This window comes from Legionella fallonii LLAP-10, from assembly GCF_000953135.1.
In the GTDB taxonomy this organism is placed as follows: domain Bacteria; phylum Pseudomonadota; class Gammaproteobacteria; order Legionellales; family Legionellaceae; genus Legionella; species Legionella fallonii.
Genome location: NZ_LN614827.1, coordinates 4,159,632 through 4,181,563 on the forward strand (window position 1 = coordinate 4,159,632; position 21,932 = coordinate 4,181,563).

The following is a 21,932-nucleotide window of genomic DNA, read 5'->3' on the forward strand; positions in this document are numbered from 1 at the left end:
TTTAATGAATATATTGGAAGATTTTTACAACTTTTTTCACTCCATTAACCCGTCTTGCAACATCAACAGCTAATGACCCTTGTTCTGCAGAAACGATTCCCATTAAATAAACTACTCCATTTTCTGTAACGATACGAATAGAGCCAGATTCAAGCCCTTTCTTAGTTAACATGTTACTTCTGACTTGACTGGTTATCCAACTGTCCTTAGTACGCTGCTCTACTGACAACGGGGTATCAACGCTGATCTCATCATACACTCGAACCACTCCGGGAGTATTTTGCGCCACTCGTTCAGCAACAACTCGAAGGGAAGCGGTAGGGGTTTGGCCAACTAATAAGACGACCCGATTAAAGCTACTGACTAAAATCCTAGAACTTCTAAACTGAGGATCTGAGACTATATTTTTACGAACCACATGATATATTCGCGCATCAGCCTCCATAGTAGTAACACTGCGTCTATCATACACCATTCCTACAGCAGCCCCAGCAACGACAGCAGCAACACAGCTTGTTAGTAAAACACTAATTAATAGTATCGTTATAGATTTTAATTTTACATACATATTCATTTTTTATCCCAAAACTTGACCAAATAAGGATTGATCAATTAAATCACAAAAACAATGTAATATGAACAGATGGACCTCTCTTATTCGTGCAGCACTATCTGAAGCAACGCGCAACTCAATATCTTCTGGTCCCAGGTGAGTTGCGAGCACACCACCATCTCGTCCGCTTAGGGCAATAGTATCCATACCGCGCTCATTTGCTGCATGTAATGCACAAAGCATGCTGTCAGAATTACCAGAAGTAGTTAATAGCAATAGAATATCTTGCTCTTGTCCTAAAGCTTGGATTTGACGAGCAAAAACTTGACCATAGTGATTTTCGTTAGCAAAAGATCCAGAGCAAGCTACATCGGCACTTAAATTGAACACGGGTAATGAAGGTCTTTCAACTTCAAAGTGATGTAACATTGAACTAGCAAAATGCATGCAATTAGCAGCAGAACCACCGTTACCACAAATCAATATTTTACCATCATTCAGTAAACAATTAACTATCCGCTGCCCAGCCTTAGCAATAGAATCAGATAAGGCGTCTGCAGCAGCTATTTTTGTTTCAATACTTACACCAAAAAGATGTCTTACTCTTTCTTCCAGTTGTATCATTCGATGAATCCTATTATTAATAATTTACTAAAAACTCTTGTCCCAGCATCCTAACGTCTAAGCGACTCTCTGCCTACTTGTACCCGACAATGGCATAAAATCCGCAAGGATACTGGCTAAATAATGTTCATTCAATAGTCCATACCAAAAGCATCTTTTAACCAGACTATTGAGCTAGAAGCTCCATCAAGACTGATTACATCAAAACGTAAAGGAAATTTATCTTGCACGCGATTTTTTAGCAGGTAATGAGATGTTGCTTTTATAATTTTTTGTTTCTTACTGTAAGTGATGCTCGCTAGCCCGCCACCATAATTCGCATTAGTGCGCGAACGAACCTCTATAAAAACCAAATATTCTCGATCTCGCATAATTAAATCAATTTCACCTAATCGGCAACTGTAATTACAAGTAACTAATTTGAGTCCTTGTTCTTGTAGATAGGCTAATGCTTTTTTTTCAGCAACTCGCCCAGTTTGTTGAGTAATCAATCCTTTTTTCCTTTCAAATTTTATCTACTATTTTTTAGAGCAGGCTGCCTATTCAACTTTAATTAGACTTATTCTTTAAATCGGCAACACGCCCTACAAGCAGATCGCGCGGTGACAAGGCAAGCAATCTAGACGGTTTCACCTAATGAATGCACTAAGCCTTGTCTAAACTGTCCCCACTCAAGTATACGAGCTACTTGTTGTGATGGTTTTAAATATAAGGTGCCAGTGGAGTCTTTAGAGCCATCTGCCGGAAACAAAATTAATTGGTTTAATTGAGTTGAAAGGGCATAGCTGTCCACACCTAAAGCGTAAAGCCGATTATAACTATTAAGTTGCTCAGGCCAATTTCTTTCTCCCATTTGGTGCGCAAATACCCAAGGAATATCACAGAAAATAAGCCCATCCAGATCTTTATCTTTTAAAGCATTAGCATTGCCACCATAAACACTAGAGGTGGCATATACCGGTACATTACCAGCATAATAGTATTTTAATAAGGGCATGATTTGCCTAGCTTTCGAAGGATAAGCTAGCAAAAAAATCATATCAAAATCTTGCCGACGACTCGTTGATGTGTGCACATTTTGCCCTAACAATTGTTTTAATTGTTTTTCACGAGTTTGGCTGTCGGTAATATGTAGGAAATCTTTCATCCTTTTATTTAGATCATCGTTAGAAACATATAAAAGGGTATCAACAACTGTTCCTCCATGCTCCTGCCATTGATTAGAAAAGGCTTTAGTAATCTCATTACCCCAATCATTTCTGGGCGCAATAATTAAAGCTTTTGAATAGCCTTTACTATGAGCTTTAATTGCCACTTGGGTTGCCTCATTTAATGGTGATAGACCAAAAGAGTATGAATTTTCTTGCACACTCACATCAGAATCATTGAGTAACAAGGTAGGGACAGGATGATTCATTGCAGCAACAACGGCAACTTGTGCTTTAGTTAAAGGGCCAACGATATAATCAGCTCCATCAGCTACCGCTTGTTGATAAATAGTTGTTATTTCACCTTTATTGGTATCATAGGTTTTTACTTGCGTATTTGCTTCCGTCTGATTGGCCTTATAAGAGGCCATAAATCCTTCACGTATTGCATTACCAGGACCGGATAAAGGGCCGCTCAACGGCAATAAAAGGGCAATTTTTTTAGGTAAGGGCAGCATTTTATTGGCAATGCTATCTAATGGATTAGGTAACATTTGATTTGCCGGGTGCGTAGCAAATTGGGACTGCCATTGTGTTAAAGCAGCCAATAATGATTTGGCATTATCTCTATACTGACGAGAAATTAATGCTAATTTCAGCCAACCTTGTAATTCAGGTTGATTGGTCGTCTCTGCGGCCTTTGTACTTAACTCTACTTCAGATAAATTGTTCAAAGTTAGCCAAAGAGCCCGTCTGTTATTAACCTGGCTTTCATTATCAACAAGTAAAGGCTCCAGCTTTATACGTTCAGCAACTGATTCAATACTATTACCCAAAGAACGGTGCGATTGTGCTAGTAATTCATAATATTGTATTTGATGATAGGTAGAAAGATTATTTATGCCATGAATATCAGCCAGTTTAGCCAAGGAGGACTGAGGCCTATCACGCATTAGATCAATTTTTGCTAATAAAAGATTTTTTTCATTTAGTTGATCAGCAGTTAATTCGCTAGTCTGTGCTAAAATAGCGGAACCCTGCCGCCAGTGCCCTTCGGAGATCAAACGTCCGGAAGCAGAAATTAATAGATCCTGCTTTTTTTGACCTTCTTGCTTTTCAGCCATTGTCAAATAAGATGCCGTAGGTAAAGAGTAGGGACTTTTTACTTTCTTTTTGACGGTAACTACTGGCGCGGACACTGGCTCAGGTGGACTAACAGCTTTCGTGCATTGGCACAGCATCAACGTCGATGAGAGTAAAAATAATAACCGAATTTTGTAGAATTTTATCAACATGTTAACACGCCAAATACGCAATAACGCAGAGGATAAACCATGACAAACTCACTAGCAACAGGCATAGGCTCTCTCTATATAGTTGCTACCCCCATTGGTAATCGAGAGGATATTACTCTAAGAGCTTTGAGCATCTTAAAATCAGTGGATTTAATTCTTGCGGAAGATACTCGTCATTCCAACCAATTATTATCCTCTTTAGGGATAAAAAATAATTTAAGCTCTCTACACGCCCATAATGAAAGTGACAAAAGTAAAAATATTATTAATCAATTATTGGAAGGAAAATCCATCGCTTTAATCAGCGATGCAGGAACTCCCTTGATTAGTGATCCAGGCTATCCCTTGGTTAAACTTGCTCGTGAACATGAAATTCCTGTAATACCTATTCCTGGACCATGTGCTTTAATTACGGCTCTTAGTGCTGCAGGAGTTCCATGCGATTCTTTTCTCTTTTTAGGTTTTCTGCCAGCAAAACAAAATGCGAGAAAAAGCAAACTTGAAGCATTACAAAAAGAACCTCACACGTTGATATTCTATGAGTCGACTCATCGTATCATTGAATGTCTTGATGATCTGGGAGATATCTATGGACAACATTGTGATGTCGTTGTAGCCAAGGAGCTCACTAAAACGTTCGAACGTTTTATTTCAGGAGCAATAATTGAAATCAAAAACTGGTTATTAGCAGAACCAGGACATACCAAAGGAGAGTTTGTCTTAATTATTCCACCACGCCCAATTGCAGATACAACGCACTCCCATGAGGAAGTTCTCTCTGTACTACTTGAAGAGTTACCTTTAAAGCAAGCCGTATCCATTGCATGTAAACTAACCAAAGGGAATAAAAATGAACTCTATGAAACTGCATTAAAACTGAAACAAGCTTAATTTCTATTGGCTCGCGGTAAACCACCCTAAGTACAGCGAAACCATCAAGCAAAAACGTTAAAACAAAGAGATAGAGCCATAAACCTGTCAAAAATATCTATAATTACATAAAGGGCAATAAGCAGACACCATCACATGAACACTTAATGGCATCAACTTAAGATAAATTGTGGCATGGATGGTACGAAGCGTAATCAGGGATCAAGACTCGAATCAGGCCTCAATACCCGGTTATGGCTGCGCCTTCACCCAGGCTACATCCCTTAAATTGACACTATTACATGAACGCTCACTATGAAAGCGAGTAGATTATGGGTATACATGCTAAAACAAGAGAGTTTCTCGACTACTTTAGAAAGTTGGAACTATCTAATCAATGCAATGATATACGCACTGATTTAACGATGCTTGTAACTAATAAAAACATCTTTTCAGAAGTATTAACCGAACAATTAATGCCATCTGCCACTGGAGCACCTTATCACCTTTCATCTGATGATCCTGAACAAATAGCGGTGATAAAAAAATTATCAAATATTCTCTATAATACGGAAACATTATTGTCTGAATTAGAACAAATAGAACTAACAGATGACATGTACACCGCGGAGTTAGCACAGCATGCACCGCAGGTTTTTAAAAACACTTGCTCAGCAATTAATCAAATTTATGATGCAATTCAATTAGTAAATAATAGTAGTGCCAGTATTCAAGCAATAATGCCTACTCAATTTGAAAAGATTCAAGAAAGTTGCATTTATCTATGCCAAAAACTAAGCCAATTTACTAGCAGTGAAACAAGAGAGGGCATAGAGCGAACAGAGGAAGATACAATAGGAAATACAGTAGGAGAAGCAATAGGAGAAATAATCAGTAAACTACCTACAGAACGTAGATCTTCAGAATCTATTGATTTTTTTGATACAAGCAAAGTATTAATTAACATCCCTGGATATATTGGCCAACTACAAAATATCATTAATAAAGAATCACTTTTTCCAACAGTAACAATTGATGAGGCTCCTGAGGATTATCACCGCAGAATGGAGCAACGAGCAAAATCACTAGCTACCTCTTTAGAAAAAGCAACCATTCAAACCGGAGCGAGACAAAATTGGCACATGATATCGGCCGTCAAAAAAATTAATAGCCTTACTATTGAGCTAATTAATGCTAGTGCTGATAGGACCAAAGAAGCTTATGAAAAAGCAGAAGAAAAATTAGATCAATTAAAACATGAAATACTCCCTCAAATAATTTCAGAGCTTGAGTCTATTGAGGAAAGCATCGGCCTAAAATCTGGCACCTTAACTGAACCAGCGTTAGAATCGGCCCAAACTTATTACAAACAATTGGCTACTCTTGTTGAAACGATTCCTCAAGCGGCTCAGCATATTGATTCTTTTAAAGATGTAGAAAATAAATGGTATGCCAAAATACTCAGAAAAAATGCAAAAATTACTCCGAAAGAAGAGTTGTCCGTCAACCCCAATTTAAGTATTTTCATCGACAGCTCATTTGTAGAAAAAAGACAAGCCTTACAACGAGGGCGACTTAATGAAGCAAAGGCACAGTTGCATGAAACGAAGCAAAGCCTTAAAGCCGCAGAAGTTTTTTTTGAAAAAATTGCCTCACTCAATACTGTTTATAATAACGGTCAACTTTCTGATATATCCGTAGAAGAAAAACAGGAGTTGGCCCATCGATACAAACAATTCCAGTCTCATATGAGCGCAACTAATCTCAAATTAGACACTAAAATAGTTAATTATTTAAATTTAACGGAGTTAGAAAAAGAACAACTGAAAAAAGGCAAGCAGGAATCAGACTCCCTTTTTCAGTCATTATGGAGCGGACTGACAGCCACTGGTAGATATGCTCAAAAAATGGCAATGATAGCAACGAGTTTTGCCCAATCTGAAAACGAGTTTAACACCATTCTTGATAGCCAGAATAAAGTCTTAAAATCGCTACAAAAAGAAATGGCAACACAACAACAAAGAGTAAAACTGATAGAATCAACTCAAGTCCAAACAGAAAAAAACGCTCAAGCCCTTTTAGGGGGCAGCGCATTGGAAGTCGACGCGTCTATTCCCCAAATAATAACATTCAAGCGTCCTCTCAATAACATCCCCCAAAAACTCCATGAGCAAAGTCTAGAACTTGAATATCAGATAAAGAAAATAGATGAAGCAAAAACAGCTTTTGCTCAATTTGCTAAACAACTCAATACAATAACTGATAAAAGTAAAACCCTAAGTAGTCTTAGCCAAGAAGAGAAAGAACAATTAAAAGCGCAGTTTAAGCAAGTTCAGCCTTATATCCGCCTTCTAGGTGAAGGAGATATAAAAATGGACCGATTAAATGCCCGTGTAGTGGCTTCATTGATGAACACTAGTCCACAAGAAGAAATTGGAAATGAAATAACTATAGGACAATTATTAGACTTCCAATCCCCAATAAGTGATTATTTAACTCAACTTAAATCAAATAGCGAAGTAGACAAGGGTAAATGCATCCAATTAGAAAATGAAGAGAGAAAGCTATCTATTTCCTCTCCCATCACATTGGCCCCTATAGGTATTACGGCAAAAAACTCTCTTTTTTATCAATTAAGTACTATGGGGCTCTCCACTAAAATTCATGACTATTTACACGAAAAAATTATCCCTTATTTGCAAGAGAATCTTTCCGAAGATCTGCTCCATGAGTTAAATTTAAATGGAGACCGTTCTAAATTAGAACCGTATACAGTGAGTAATGATGAGGCCAGTCAGGTTAGTTTATATAAAAACGTGATCAACTCTTTTCTTCATCTTGAACAAGCCCTCAAAGGATTTGAGAAAAAAGGGGAGCATGAATATACAGAAAGTACCTTATCGCAAGCCCTGTTTTTAGGAACTACAGGCTTATCGGTGGGGGGAGCCATATATAATGCCTACAATGCAGTAGCAGCACTACACGAAAACGCGCAACTTGAAGCTCTTCTTCAACAAGGAATAGACCTTGTTACTCCTATGAAACAACTACCCGGTCTTGCTGCTGTTTTCGAAAAAGATCCCAATAAGGTAATAACTCAAGCAGTCTACGACTTACAGCACTCGCTTGTTAATTTAGTAAAAAATACTGAGCCCCCCTATCTACACAGGCACTATATAGGGATTAAAGAAAAATTTATGGCACGATATGCTGGCCAATTAAATGAAGCAGAAGCCTCGCTTGGTTTAGAAAAAGGAGGTCTACTAACCCAATTAAATGATGTTCTTAGCACCGTTGAACAAAACATAAAAAAAGAACTAAACGATTTAAGCCCTCTGTTAGGCAAAGTTACTCATCCTGATTGGGAAGATATTGCTCAAGATGATAGTGAAAAATCAATCGATCACATGAATCAATATAAAACCAACTCCATTCATTCTTTTTTACTTTCTGGATCGCAACAATTACAAAACCTTCTCAAAGGATTAGTAAGAGAAGAAGAACCTGATCCTAATAAAAAAATGGCGGAAGCAATTCGTGAGTTACAACATGCGTTACTTCATTTAGTAAGAGACACCAATCCCTTGTATCTACAAGAGCACTATGAAAAACTTAAAGAAGATTTTATGGAGCAACATGCCAATCAATTAAGTGACATGGAAACTGCGCTCGATTTAGAAAAGGGGAGCTTGTTAACCCAATTAGATCGCATTTTTGATGACACAGAACAGCAAATAAAAGAAGAGCTGGATGTGCTTAATCTGCATTTGGGTGGGGCAGTTCATCCCGATTGGCAAAAAATAACCCCTCTTTATGAGCAATTGGAAAAAGCCTTAAATCAAGACCCTGTTATAAAAAATGAAATAGAAACTATTTACCGTCAATTACGTGGTTATTTAGACGAAGGGTTCACCGAAAATTTTATTTCCAGTACTTCCGATCATCAACAATTAATTGCGGCGGCAAAACAATTACTTGCAACAGAAAAAGTATTTAATCCTGTAGGCACCATAGTCGAATTACAAGATGCTTTCTATTATGAGGAACTAGATTTTTCAGATGACGCCAACCAAAAAATGTTACGTGATCACTATGATTTACTACAGCCTTATTTAGAACTCGTTGATCCCAAGTACTATAGCAAAAATCTTATAAAAACATTAAAAACGCCTCAAGATTATGAAGAAGTATTAATGAGGATCGCTAAAGACGACAGTAAAAAATTAATAAAAAAAATTAGCCAATATCAAATCGACTCTATTTATTCACTATTACTGTCTGAAACCCATCAATTACAAGTCTTCAGTGAAGAAGTTACTAAAGCGGTACAACAAAAAACATCGATGCAAAAAGAAGTTACCTCTAAAACAGCAACGGTAACAACGCAAGAGGAAACGATTGTTCCAGAACAACAAACAACGGCTCAAAATGCAGAATCTTCAGGTATCTTAATCACGCTAATCGATGGATTTTATAATCTGCAAACACAAGCAAGGCAATTAACTGATGCAGAAGATGCAACTCAGATAGTACAAGACAAAAACGCGATGAAAGAGGCCTTTAAAACAATTGAAGAATCTTATGCAAAATTAAGACTGAAGAGGAAAGACATAGCCTCATTTTTGGCAGCAATCAATCAATTAGAGGCAGCCGTCCATAATTCAGAAGTTGAGAGCCATCAATTAATCATCGATAATCTTAAAAATATTCGTACACAATTTGGTGTATCAATTGTTAAACAAGCTGATGATGCAGAATTTACGCTTGGATTAAATCCAGGAAGCTTATCTGGACCCATTAGTGAATATTTTGATTCATTTTACAAAGGATTACTTGATCGTATAGTGCAAACTAACGAGCAAAGTGATTTACAATTATTAGTCGATACAACTCCTACAAAAAAACGCCTTGAAGATGAAAATAAAAGATTAGAGTCTTTATTAGCCAGCAAAACTTACTCTCGCGCAGAAGATAAAAGCAAAGCAATAAACATCGAACTGTCAAAAAACAGAATTGACTACCTGACTAAATTGTTAGAAAACGAAGAGAATGTAAAAACACCAAAAAAAATAGACGTGTTTAAAGAACAAAAATTTGATCAACATATAAAAGACATACTGCGCGAATCACTCGGCACCTATGCCGAAGCATTTTATAAGGAAATAAAACCCTCCTTAAAAGCACTGCAAGAAGAAATACTAAAAGACATTAGCATAAAAGATAATATAGAAGATAAAATTAAAGCTTCTTCGCTTCAAGCTCAATTTAAAAAGGTTATGTCAGAAATTATTGTTTCACCAACATCAGAACACAACGCCAAACTTAAACAATCATATGAGGGATTTATTACAGCCAATGAACAGCTTTTAAAAATAAAAGAAAAAAAGAGTACCTTCGAAGCTTTAATGAAGGATAATTTACTGATCAATAGGATAGTAAAAGAAATAGAACAATTTGAAGATAAAGTAATGCAATTTAGTAAAGAATATCAGCCAGGAGATGAGCTTGCTGAACATGATGAAATGATTTCTTCTTTTTTGAGTCTTCTTGATAAATATGACTTTTTTATTACAAAAGTCTTTCAAGACCGATATCTGGCTTTTAAAGATAAAAAACTAGACTTAATTAATACACAAAACCCTATAGGGAAAGAAGAACTTGAGTCTATGCGTTTTTTTGAAGATCACATTTTAGCTTTCGCAAAGGAACATGAGCCATTAGAAATACAACGTCAATTTGATGACATCAACTCAGTAGCAGCTGATTATGCAAAGATAATGATGATCTTTGATTTAAATAGAAAGATAATCGCCTCTTTAGGCCCGCTATCTCAAACGCTTAATCAATCAACACCGCAAGGCGAGGATATATTAAAAAAACTAGAATTCGCTCAGAAAATGGAAAAAATACTCCTAGATCCTATCCCGTCACCCCAAAAAAGATTAGAAAGTGCAGCAGCTCACCTAAAATCAATAGAACAGCCTAAGCCAGCACCATTTGATCGTATAGGAATCTTTTTTACGGAGATTATTGAAAAAATACGTATTATTCTTACTGGTGATAAGCTAGAAGAAACAAAGGTATTAGCCAAAAGTGAATTTAATAAATACAAAAAAGGAATTCATGACATTCTTCCTGAAAAAGAGGAGCCTAGTCAAAAAGACAATATGCCCCTAGAACAACATCATGACTTGCATTGAAGGAGTTCAGTAGGAGCCAGTTTCTTTTTTTAACCGGCGTTCATTCAAAATAAATGGCACAACCCCTATTAAAATACCACCTAAACCAACTAAATTAGTAAGTAAATCAAAGGTAGGGATGCTATAAAGAGCAATAAATACCAAAAATAAAGCGCTTGACGCAGGCCAAATAATATAACCTAACAATTCTGTTGTGTTCTTCCATATAAGGCGATGATACCAAGCACAAGCAAAACCAGTTAAGCTATAATAAAAAGCAACTTGAAAACTTACCGCATTCACTGAATCACTCATTAGGATATGGACCGTAGGTGAATAGGAAGAAAAAAATAAAAAGAACATTCCGAATACCCAAATTACTAAAGTAGCAACCCAGGGTGAGTTTCTGGTTTGGTGTAATAAAGCATAACGTGGGTGCATCACTTTATCCCTACCCAAGGCAAATAAAGTTCTAGTAAATTGGAGAATAGTCGTTTCTAAGGTACCAATCGAACTCAAAATGACACATAAAACAGCTAAATATCCCCATGGCCTTGGAAAAATTTTGTCAGCTATGGCAAAAATAATATTAGTCCCTGCTTTTTGAATTTCTGGATCGCTAAGAACAAGCAGTGCTGCGACAATAAATGTTTCAAAAAGTAAAACAATAATTACAACAGACCAAAATGCACCCCAACCAGGAGCATGCTTAGCATTTTTAGTTTCTTCATTTAAATTCAAAGTAACATCCCAACCCCAATATAAAAAAACAGCAGTTAAAGCTCCTGTTGCAAAAGTACTAGGATTAAACCCTGCTAAAGAGAACCATGAAAAAGAAAAAGAATGAGCGGGCTGTTTTATAAAACGAACAATCCCGGCAACAATAATGACGACTAAAATTACTATCTCGATACCGGTCATTAGTACTTGCAAATAACTAGCGGGTTTTATTCCCTTGAGGGCAACAACAGTAATAAAAGTAAGCCATAAAGCAGCGACAAAAGTAACTAAAGCTAAATTATCTACATGTTGTGGTGCAACCAATAAGAGAGTAGCTGTAGCTGCAGGAATAGAACCGGAAACCATAAATACTGCTGAAGAGACTAAAACAGCCCATCCAGCGAAAAAACCTAGATGTCGACCAAAAATTTCACTAACCCAAGCATAGGAAGCACCGGCATTCACTTTTAATTTATTTAAATGAATAAAAGATAAAGTGATACCGAACATCATAATGCCACAATACAACACGCTAGCAGGAGCCATAGTATGAACTGACGCAACAAGAGCTACCACTGCGGCAGAAAGGCTAAAAGCAGGAGCGGCGCCAGCCATACCCATCACAATAGACTCACCAATCCCTAATGAATTTGCTGATAATTGGTGATTATTGTGCATGAAGATTATCCCTAAGTAAGTTTACTTGCCTCAATAGACTTCTTCGAAAATCCACTCCAGAAAGAGAGGTGCGAACAGATGCAGGGCGCAGAACCGGAGTGTACATGCACGAGCATCGTATCGACGAAGCAATTCGCCTCTATAGTAGAGTTTCCGAAGAAGTCTAATAAATCGCTAACAACATTTTAGTACAATCTACTAATTTAGCTAAATTCTAGACGCTAAATCAAGTGTATTAGGTAGCAGCGCTTGGGGATATCATTTCATATGAGGATCTTCGCTCATTGCGGCGAAATCGTCTTTTTAATTTTTTGGCATGAAAATAAACTGAGTTACTGGTTATATCAACAAGCAGGTACACTCCAGCAATACCACAAGGTGTAACGGAAGTAGGAGAATAATCAGGATGAAAGAATATCCAACTATAAAAAAGGAACATGCATACGTTATTTATATCTTGTCCCTGAAAAAAATAGTTGGCAAACCAGGGGCTATCTATAAATACAAAAATAGGTGCGCCAAGTAAAGCAAAAAAATTACCCTATTCACTAATGAAGTTGTCAATAACTACTATTGTTGCTAAATTAGCATCATTGGAAACTAATGGATTAGTGGTAATCTGTATGAATATTAAAAGTGGTCTGCTAAATCTTTTAAAAAATCCAAATTTATACATTGCTGCTGTTGGAACAATCCCTGGAGTGGTAACTGGAGGAATTATTGGAATTTTATCCGGTTGCTATATTGCTCCTTTATTTGGACTTTTTTCTGGGTATAAGGATCATCAATTTGGTATCGATGTAGATCTCCTTACTGGTGGTGCTTTTGGTTTGATTATAGGTGTAATCTTGGGGGAGCATTAACAGGAGGCATATCAATACTTAAAATATATAAAAGTAAAAAACAAATTGAAGTACTTTCTAAAGATAATATTTCTGATATTTTGCTTCCCGCGCTGGGAATTAGCATCGAACTCTCTATTGGAATGGCCATTGGCGCGATAATTGGTAGTTTAAAACTGCTGGGTACGGGAACGGCCGTTGGTGCGGCTATAGGGATTGTCCTCATACTTATTACCACTCCAATAATCAAAAAGAAACCATGCTGACTCCTATTTTACTAGAGCAAAGCTCTGTCTCTTAGTCCCAGAAAAGGTCTTTTCCATTTTCTATAATATTAAATCGGAAGACCTTGCCCCACTTTGTTTTTTATTTTACCATTGAAATGGTACCTTCTATTTAGAAATAATCCCCCATAAAATTGACTCTCATTCTAAGGATCTATAATGGAATTCTCTTTAAAAATAACAACTTTAGTTTGTTCCGTTTTATATTTCTCCTCGTCAAATGCCATACAATTGGGAAAAATAACCGTTGCTGATCCTGTAATAGGAAATAAAACCATTGTTTATGAGAAAAAAAATGGCTATGCCGTTGTTGAGGGAGACATCTTACTTGGTAAAGTAGAAGAGCTGTCACATCAAGGTGCTGTAATTACCGTAAGAGTAGGAGGATTACGTTGGCCTCATGCAGCAATTGTTTATGAGATCGATGAAGAATTACCTTTTGAAAATAAACTATCCATTTACCAAGCTATAGATCACTGGCAAAAAAACAGTAAAATTGAATTTATTGAATTAACCTCAAAAAACCGCTCGCTTTATCAGGATTATGTTTCCTTTACCCCCGCTCCAGGCACTACATGCGCCTCTTTTGTAGGACGTCAAGGTGGTAAGCAAGTGATTCAATTATCTCGCCGGTGCACCACGATGAACACGGTTCATGAAATAGGTCATGCTCTGGGTCTGTGGCACGAGCAATCAAGAGCAGATAGGGATACTTATGTGCGCATAGCCTGGGATAATATTGAAGAAGATCATAAGTACAATTTTAACCAGCATTTAACTGATGGTAATGATTATGGTGAATATGATTATCAATCCATTATGCATTACGGCCCTTATGCCTTTTCTAAAAACGGCCAAAAGACCATTATTCCACTGACCGATGATGCAGAAATAGGACAAAGAAATCACCTAAGCCCCAAAGATATCGCTGCCATCGATGCTGTATATGCGGATGAGTAGAAGCGATGACCCTTTATTGGGTCATCTTATTATTTAACTTTATGGAGAGCAGGATATTAAATGATCATTATCCTCTTCTTCTTGAGGACCATTTAAAGCAAGCTGTTTGATTGCTTTACTTTCAGAATGTTGATCATAGGAATGATATAGTTCATAGCCAATATACGTCGCAGTAAACACAACAGCTGCCGGCCAGCAAACAGCAAAGGTGGCAATCAATATCAATGGCATTACCGTATTTTTAGTCATAGTAAAAATAAAATCATTACGCGCCGCTTCATATTCTCTTATAGCAACTGCAAGATTTTTACCCGTTAGCTGAGCCTGCTCTAAATTAAGACTTTTTTCTTGATATTGCGTATAAGCCCCTGTTGAGAGATACATAGCAACAGCTATAGTACATACAAAATAACAACCAACCACCATAAGAGCAGGACTCACCAACATGGATGCAGTAAAGCCTAACATTAATATGGCAGCTGCGGCAGCAACAAAGTAAAAAGTTGATTCCTTAGTACGCCAATTGATCTCCAATTCAATCAATTGCTGATTAAGCATTTCAACATGCAGCAGTCGTTGTTCTGCAGTCATTTTTTTAAATCGCTCAGGATTATTATAATCGTCAATTTCTTGCAAATATTGTGCTTTTTTGGTTAAGTATTCTTCTTTTGCCAAATGACATTTATATAAAGCCATGCCCACGTCAAACCCTAAAAAGACAGCGGTAATATAGCCTGCAATCGGGCCTGGAATATTAGTAATATGGTTGAAATTTGTTAAAAAGTTAACCGTAGCCCATACCAAGTCATTAGCAAAATTACAATGTCTTTTGTAGAGCTCATGCTTAAAACGATCCCAAGCAGTTGTTGCTTCAGGTATGTGTCCCGTTGCCGCAGTTATCGTATTTCGTATTTCTTCCGCACTCAATCTAACAGATGGAGCATTATCTAGTTTAGATAATAATGTATTGATTTTACTATTATCATTTATTTGTAGTGCCGTTGGATTTCCACTTTTGGGAATATAATAGAGTTCAAAGTGACCCTCGTTGTTTTCAACTAAAATATAACTATTTCTATAGGCTTCTAAGCTCGCAGCCCCTGGCAAATCCTCCAGCAGAGAAACCTCGCAACTATTTTCAGCACCTTTTTCTTCCTCTGAAGGAAAGAAGGTATGTCTTAAAAGCAAACCACCATCAATCATAAAGCGAATCAGGAAAAAACCTACACTAAAATAATTGATAATATAAGTAGGGGCTTGCAGGGCTCCTATAATTTTATCAACATCAGTATGAGTTCCTAAAATCACATCTAACTTTTCTATTAGCTGTAGATCTCTAGCAAGTGCAAATCCTTGCGTTAAAGTCAATCGGCAAAAAATCCAATAAATACGACATAAATTAGCATAAGCTACATAATCTCTAATTTGAGATACATGGGCAGGAGAGGTCACTAAATTGCGGAAGCCCTCCAGAAAAGAGCGTTGTAATGATTCAATGAAATGCTCTTCATCCTGACTATGCTTTTTGTCATGATTGAGTCTATCTTTAATTTGTTGCTTTATGCTCTTGTATTTTTCAGCATTTGCTTCTTGAGCATAAGCTTTGTAAAATGCTTCTAAAAGGGAAGCACAATAGTAACAATAGAGCCAAAATATTTCTTTATTCTCATCATCCTGCTTTTGCAGAATAGCAAACATTTGTGTGAATTCAGTTTCTAGCGCCAGCTGATTTTGTACAAGGAAAGTATATCCAATATTCTGAGCGCGAGAGTCTATATTTTGAATTTTGACATCTAAACCTTCAATTGCTGGAATGCTAGAGAAAAAATGATGTTTGTCCCTACGAAAAGCTGCATTTTGACTAGAATAAAGCATAATAACAACTCACAAAAAATATACAGAAAGGTTGAATTAAACTACGTTACCACTTGGTTTTGTTTTTGACAAGCCTCTTTGTATTGTTTTTTTACACTATGATATTTGTGATACAGCGCAATTTACAATAACTGGCTGATAATATTGTTTATATTGAATGCAACAAGCCGAATAGGATATGGCTTTGACGATAAAACACAACCATTATTTGATTATCATTTAAACATAGTGATATCATTAACACCTAATTCTCTCTGGTGATAAAATCAGGCGGAACATACGGCATATCTTCTCGCTAAGGATTGTAGAGAACTGGAACCTTCCTAGCTTTAATTAATAAACGGGTTTGTCGATGAGGAAAAGATTTAATGAAGAGTAACGCATTGGCTATCACAACCGATGTCGGGTTTATCTCGGCGAATTTTCACTCAGCGATAAACGTAACTAGCGCGACTATTCACTTTTCCTCATATGAGATTGGATTAATCATTTATTTTTAATGAGGAAAGTATATGCAAGCAAAACAAGAACTAACATTTAAAGACGAACAAGAATTATATAACTATATACTCCCACATGGTGATGTAACAGCTAAAGTTACCTTGATTAACTCTTTAAATTTAAGTACAAAGATAATAAATGATACTTTTCATCTTGCAGCCTTTTATGGACATTTACCCACTGTACAGGCTTTTGCACAAATTCCAGAAGTAGACCCCAATACTAATGGTTGTTTTGCAATCAAGTTTGCTGCCACAAAAGGTTATCTCGACATTGTTCAATTTCTATGTACAATGCCTAAAGTAGATCCCACCGCAATGAATCATCTCGCACTGAAAAAAGCCGTAGAATTCAAACGTCACAAGATAGTCGATTTCTTAGCATCCCAAGCCTGTTATGATCCTTTTGCTCCGGGTATCAGCAAGGAGAAAAAACAAGAGATAATCACATTGTTTAGTGAACTGAAGCTGACAAATTATATTGATGCTCGCCGTACCAAAGCCAATTTAAAATTTATGTTCTTTGAGCAATCGGAGACTATTTTAGATATTTTACCCAGAGAGCTAAAACAACACATAGCTGAAACAGCCGTAGGAATTAGTGATGGAGGCTTAATAAGCTCTTTGAAATAAGCATTTATTTAACAGGCATCTGTCGGGTAATTTGTTGCCCAATGGCGCTACCTTAAGTTTTTGTAGCCTGGATGAGCGCAGCGTAATCCGGGATTTCAGTGCACTGAGCTAGGGTATTCCCGTATTATGCTGCACTAATACGGGCTACGATTTTTTCTTCCTTTTATTAAGGGATCGCCATTGGGTAATTTGTTGCCCGACCTTAAGTTGACTCCATGATATGAACTGCCGCTCTATTTTATTTACCAATACAAAAACTTGAAAAGATTTTGCCTAACAAATCGTCGGAAGAGAATTCACCAGTAATTTCGCCTAACACTTGATGAGCCAGCCGTAAATCTTCTGCCAATAATTCACCAGCCCTATGTTCTGCCAATTGTTTTTTTCCGGTAAGTAGCAAATTTTTAGCTTCATCTAAAGCATTTAAATGACGTCTGCGTGCTAAAAAATGACCTTCTGTTGGCTGATATCCTACTACTTGTTTAATTATTGTTTTAAGCTTATTAAGCCCTTCGCCCGACTTAGCGGATAAATAAACAGTCTGATCCTTAGAATGGGGGGTAAGTGCTAATGTATCTATTTTGTTGAAGACGCTAATAATAGGAATTTCTTTCGGTAAAACAGCTCTTAATTCTTCAGTAAGAGTTTGATGTTGGTCCGGATCGTTTACATCGACTACCAATAATACACAATCAGCTTGCTTTAATTCATGCCAAGCTCGTTTTATTCCTTCTTTCTCAACGACATCATCACTATCGCGCAATCCGGCAGTATCAATAATATGTAAAGGGATATCGTCAAGTAGTATGTGCTCACGCATTACATCTCGAGTAGTACCGGCAATTTCGGTGACTATCGCTATATCTTTTCCTGCTAGATTATTAATTAACGTCGATTTACCAGCATTAGGCCTTCCCGCAATGACTAAAGTTAATCCTTCTCGCAATAACACGCCTTGATTTGCCTCATTGCGAATATTGTCTAATTGCTCTAAAACAGATTGTAGTAACTGCGCTACTTTTCCGTCATTTAAAAAGTCAATTTCTTCCTCAGGAAAATCAATCGCTGCCTCTACATATAAACGTAAGTGAATTAACTGCTCATTTAATTGGTTGATTTTTGCTGAAAAATCACCTTGGAGGGTACGAAATGCCATGCGAGCAGCTGTTTGTGAACTTGCTTGAATTAAATCAGCAATGGCTTCTGCTTGGGTTAAATCTATTTTGTCGTTGAGAAATGCTCGTTCAGAAAACTCTCCAGGTCTTGCCAATCGTGCACCAAGGAGCACGCACTCATTGGTGAGCATATCGAGAACAACAGGAGAACCATGTGCCTGTAATTCAATAACATCTTCACCAGTGAATGAATTTGGTGCCTTAAAATAAAGCATTAATCCTTGATCAACAAGCTCAGTACCCGAGTTTTTATAAAATGAACAATAGGTTGCAAATCTTGGTTCTATTTTTTTATGTCCATTTATTCGCAGGGCTATAGATAAGGCCTTAGGCCCTGATAGACGTATAATGCCTACCCCACCTCTTCCTGGTGGGGTAGCTATGGCAACTATAGTATCTACTGACATTTATTTTGCAGTGACGGTGATTTTCTTAGTAGTTTTCTCATCAGAATACTTTCTGGTGATATACCACTGCTGCAGTATGGATAAGGTATTGTTTACTATCCAATATAAAACAAGACCCGCTGGGAAATTCCAGAACAATCCAGTAAATAATATGGGTAAAAACATCATTACTTTGGCTTGCATAGGATCGGGTGGAGCTGGATTCAATTTTTGTTGAACCAACATTGTAGCACCCATGATCAATGGTAAAATATGGTAAGGATCAGCGGAAGCTAAGTCTTTAATCCAGAAAATAAAAGGGGCTTGTCGTAATTCAACACTTTCTAATAATACCCAGTACAAAGCAATAAATACGGGAATTTGAATGACTATAGGTAAACAACCACCTAACGGATTAACTTTTTCTTGCTTATAAAGCTCCATAGTCGCTTGGCTAATTTTCGCTTTATCATCACCATAACGCTCACGTAAGGCTTGCAGTTTAGGTTGTAATTTACGCATACCGGCCATGGATTTATAGCTAGTTGCTGATAAACGATAAAATGCCAGCTTAATTAATACAGTGACTAAAACTATAGACCATCCCCAGTTACCCACAACATTGTAGATCGCCTTCATTAGAGAAAATAATAGGGAAGAGACAAACCACAAAATGCCATAATCAACAGTTAAATCTAAGGAAGGAGCGATATTTTTCAAATCACTGGTAATTTCTGGCCCCACATAAAGTTTAGCGCCTATTTCTTTATGCTCATTTGGTTTAAGAGTAATAGGTTGACTCACTGCTCCAATAGTGTAATCACCATTAATAGCTCGAGTATAAAATTTATTTTCACTACTGGCATTAGGAACCCATGCGCTTAAAAAATAATGTTGCTGCATGGCTATCCAACCACCCTTGGCATCAACATCTAAATTGTTTTTACTCATATCGCTAAAACTAACTTTTTGGTAGCGATGTTGGCCTGGATTTGAATAAGAAGCCCCTGTGTAAGTGCCAATATGGAATATTGAAGATTTATCTTCCTTAGGAGAACTACGTAATAACTGGGTATTAAAATACCCTTTCCAATCATTAGCGCCGTTATTAACAATTTTGTAATTAACATCAACTAAATAGCTGCCCTTAGTAAAAATAAATTCTTTTTTTACCGCGAGCCCATCTGCGTTACTACCGTCTAGAGTCACAATTAGTTGATTTTGTTCAGGGTTTAATTGATATACCTGTTGTTTCGCCGTAAAACCAAAATCAAGAGATTGAACAGCCTGGCCATTAGAAACAAAAATACTACTATTGGCTACATAACGCTCAGTTGGTTGGTTTTGTAATAATGGGAAGGGATTATTTTTAGCTTCTACACTCAGTGGATAGTCCAATAATAAACCAGTAACAATATCCCCTTGTTTCAAATCGATCGATACATCTAGAACATCCGTTTTAACCTGGATTAATTGTTGAGGATTGTTCTGATTAACTGCTGCTTGTTCGGTATTTAAATTCAAGGCTGGCTTGTTATCATCAGAAGTCACTTGAGGCAGTAAATGCCTCTCATTTGTTGTTTGGTCGTTTGAATTTGTTATTACAGGTGGCTTGACGGGGTAATCAGTTTGCCATGAGTTCCAAAGTGATACACCAGTTAGCGCAAGCGCCATATATAATATAATACGTCTTATATCCATCAATGCTTCTCATTCTTAGGGAGTACGGGATCATAACCACCTTGTGACCATGGATGACAGCGAAGTAATCTTTTACTAGCCATCCATATTCCTTTGGTTATGCCATATTGTTTAATAGCACCTATTGCATACTGTGAACAGCTAGGGTAAAAGCGACAGCATGGTTTAATTAAGGGGCTAATCAAATATTGATACAATTTTATTGGTAAGCACACTGCTTGTCGTATGCGACAGTTAATTTTTCCCATGTTTTGCTCAACTTGGTATTGATACCAGAATTCGTTTGTTTAGCCACACCTTGCCTAGCTAAAAAAACTATATCTACTGCTGGTAATCGATTTTGGCGAAAACTCTCTCTTAACAGTCTTTTAATACGATTTCTGTCATGAGCCTTTGCAATCATTTTTTTTGATAGCGCCAGCCCAAGACGAGCATAACCTAGATTATTTTCTCTATAAAGAACAATAAATTCAGAGGTTACTAGTTTTTTTGCTTGCTCAAACACATGATCATAATCTGCTTTTTTTAATAATCGCTGTGTTTTTTTAAAAGCAAACACTTAAGCTGATAAACGCTTACGGCCTTTGGCACGACGACGTTTAATAACTAATCTACCGGCTCTTGTAGCCATACGCTCACGAAAACCATGATCGCGTTTACGCTTTAAATTACTGGGTTGAAAAGTGCGTTTCATGATGAACCTGCTTATATATTTATGAGGGTGGCAATGATAGATAACTTTCTCGACACTGTCAAATTTCTTTATGGGTGGCGTAGAAGAATTTGATAGTTTTTTGATTATTTATTTTTGTTTTTTAGGAGCCAGTTAATAAATATAACTTAATATATTTTTAATTTATTTTTTGTTATTAGCTAAAGAATTTCTGTGGGTAACCTTATTTAATTATTTTATATCAATTAGTTACATCATTTTTATTCTGTATAAAAGTTATGTATTTGTCATTTTGTATCTGTGATCAATATTACTGATATTTCTATTTAGCTGTTTTATACACATCTAGTTGATGCGAATAGTTATAGGGTTATTCACATTTTTTTATAGATGAAAAGTGGTTTCACTAACTGTTTTAAAAACATCGTAATTGCAATTGATCGACTTGCTAGTCCTATTCGTGAATGGAGTACTAGACTTTGTTTTAAAGAATAAATTCACTTCCCTCATCAATCATATGAAAGGAGGAGTGAGTTTATTATCTTTAAGTTATGAAGCTAAATACGACAGAGTGAATTTTTAACACCATGATTTTTAAAATTATTTATCTGAAATCCATTACTTTTAAGAATTTTCCAATTCTTTCCTTTGTCAGCAATATATACCTAACAACATCTGAGCTTCTAACAATTTGTTGCTTGTCTTGTGGTTTGAATGGTGATCACGTTATTACTGATTGGAAGTTGTGAGTGGAATAAAAAAAGAGGCGTTACTTGGTATTTATCCTTACATAAGAGCTGTTAAAAGTACCATGAGACTGTTGCTCACCCCATCAC

16 protein-coding genes are annotated in these 21,932 nt (G+C 36.7%); 5 read left to right on the forward strand and 11 right to left on the reverse strand.

Annotated features, from left to right (window positions below; all coding sequences use genetic code 11):
* Position 1: 1 nt before the first annotated feature.
* The 4 genes from LFA_RS17380 to LFA_RS17395 all read right to left on the reverse strand — a co-directional run bounded on the left by LFA_RS17380 (position 2) and on the right by LFA_RS17395 (position 3,620).
* Complete coding sequence (locus LFA_RS17380; protein ID WP_157010406.1) at positions 2 to 574, reverse strand: BON domain-containing protein; 573 nt, start codon at positions 572 to 574, stop codon at positions 2 to 4.
* Positions 575 to 577: 3 nt separating this feature from the next.
* Positions 578 to 1,177 (reverse strand): D-sedoheptulose-7-phosphate isomerase, encoded by a 600-nt coding sequence (locus tag LFA_RS17385; RefSeq protein WP_045097285.1) that lies wholly within the window; start codon positions 1,175 to 1,177, stop codon positions 578 to 580.
* A gap of 131 nt (positions 1,178 to 1,308) precedes the next feature.
* Positions 1,309 to 1,665 (reverse strand): YraN family protein, encoded by a 357-nt coding sequence (locus tag LFA_RS17390; protein WP_045097740.1) that lies wholly within the window; start codon positions 1,663 to 1,665, stop codon positions 1,309 to 1,311.
* A 131-nt stretch (positions 1,666 to 1,796) separates the two neighbouring features.
* A complete protein-coding gene (locus LFA_RS17395; RefSeq protein WP_045097286.1) occupies positions 1,797 to 3,620 on the reverse strand; it encodes a penicillin-binding protein activator in 1,824 nt (607 codons plus the stop codon).
* A 39-nt stretch (positions 3,621 to 3,659) separates the two neighbouring features.
* On the opposite strand from LFA_RS17395, the gene rsmI reads away from it, so the two are divergent.
* Both rsmI and LFA_RS17405 read left to right on the forward strand, forming a co-directional pair.
* The gene (rsmI, locus tag LFA_RS17400) at positions 3,660 to 4,511 is read left to right on the forward strand and encodes a 16S rRNA (cytidine(1402)-2'-O)-methyltransferase (protein WP_045097287.1); all 852 of its coding nucleotides are present in this window, start codon (positions 3,660 to 3,662) and stop codon (positions 4,509 to 4,511) included.
* A gap of 311 nt (positions 4,512 to 4,822) precedes the next feature.
* Positions 4,823 to 10,690 (forward strand): hypothetical protein, encoded by a 5,868-nt coding sequence (locus LFA_RS17405; RefSeq protein WP_045097288.1) that lies wholly within the window; start codon positions 4,823 to 4,825, stop codon positions 10,688 to 10,690.
* A gap of 6 nt (positions 10,691 to 10,696) precedes the next feature.
* Here LFA_RS17405 and LFA_RS17410 read toward each other — a convergent pair whose 3' ends face one another.
* Positions 10,697 to 12,067, reverse strand: a complete 1,371-nt coding sequence (locus tag LFA_RS17410) for an APC family permease (RefSeq protein ID WP_045097289.1) — start codon at positions 12,065 to 12,067, stop codon at positions 10,697 to 10,699.
* A gap of 623 nt (positions 12,068 to 12,690) precedes the next feature.
* On the opposite strand from LFA_RS17410, the gene LFA_RS17415 reads away from it, so the two are divergent.
* Both LFA_RS17415 and legP read left to right on the forward strand, forming a co-directional pair.
* The gene (locus LFA_RS17415) at positions 12,691 to 12,930 is read left to right on the forward strand and encodes a hypothetical protein (protein ID WP_157010407.1); all 240 of its coding nucleotides are present in this window, start codon (positions 12,691 to 12,693) and stop codon (positions 12,928 to 12,930) included.
* Between the two features lie 422 nt (positions 12,931 to 13,352).
* Positions 13,353 to 14,153 carry a Dot/Icm T4SS effector Zinc-dependent metalloprotease LegP gene (gene legP, locus LFA_RS17420; RefSeq protein ID WP_045097291.1) on the forward strand — a complete coding sequence of 267 codons (801 nt, stop codon included), beginning with the start codon at positions 13,353 to 13,355 and terminating at the stop codon, positions 14,151 to 14,153.
* Positions 14,154 to 14,192: 39 nt separating this feature from the next.
* Here legP and LFA_RS17425 read toward each other — a convergent pair whose 3' ends face one another.
* Entirely contained in the window at positions 14,193 to 16,028 is a 1,836-nt protein-coding gene (locus tag LFA_RS17425) for a hypothetical protein (RefSeq protein WP_045097292.1), read from the reverse strand.
* A gap of 512 nt (positions 16,029 to 16,540) precedes the next feature.
* On the opposite strand from LFA_RS17425, the gene LFA_RS17430 reads away from it, so the two are divergent.
* Entirely contained in the window at positions 16,541 to 17,161 is a 621-nt protein-coding gene (locus tag LFA_RS17430) for an ankyrin repeat domain-containing protein (protein WP_045097293.1), read from the forward strand.
* A gap of 238 nt (positions 17,162 to 17,399) precedes the next feature.
* On the opposite strand, the gene mnmE is transcribed toward LFA_RS17430, so the two are convergent.
* From mnmE to rpmH, 5 genes are read right to left on the reverse strand one after another with little or no spacing between them, the layout of a single operon-like run.
* Positions 17,400 to 18,743, reverse strand: a complete 1,344-nt coding sequence (gene mnmE, locus LFA_RS17435) for a tRNA uridine-5-carboxymethylaminomethyl(34) synthesis GTPase MnmE (RefSeq protein ID WP_045097294.1) — start codon at positions 18,741 to 18,743, stop codon at positions 17,400 to 17,402.
* A complete protein-coding gene (yidC, locus tag LFA_RS17440) occupies positions 18,744 to 20,423 on the reverse strand; it encodes a membrane protein insertase YidC (protein WP_045097295.1) in 1,680 nt (559 codons plus the stop codon).
* The gene (yidD, locus tag LFA_RS17445) at positions 20,423 to 20,671 is read right to left on the reverse strand and encodes a membrane protein insertion efficiency factor YidD (RefSeq protein WP_045097296.1); all 249 of its coding nucleotides are present in this window, start codon (positions 20,669 to 20,671) and stop codon (positions 20,423 to 20,425) included. The genes yidC and yidD overlap by 1 nt, the downstream gene beginning before the upstream one ends.
* Positions 20,623 to 20,982, reverse strand: coding sequence for a ribonuclease P protein component (gene rnpA, locus LFA_RS17450; protein ID WP_045097297.1), 360 nt, complete (start codon positions 20,980 to 20,982; stop codon positions 20,623 to 20,625). The genes yidD and rnpA overlap by 49 nt, the downstream gene beginning before the upstream one ends.
* Positions 20,983 to 21,117, reverse strand: a complete 135-nt coding sequence (gene rpmH / locus LFA_RS17455; protein WP_006869475.1) for a 50S ribosomal protein L34 — start codon at positions 21,115 to 21,117, stop codon at positions 20,983 to 20,985. It abuts the gene before it with no gap.
* Between the last annotated feature and the right edge of the window lie 815 nt (positions 21,118 to 21,932).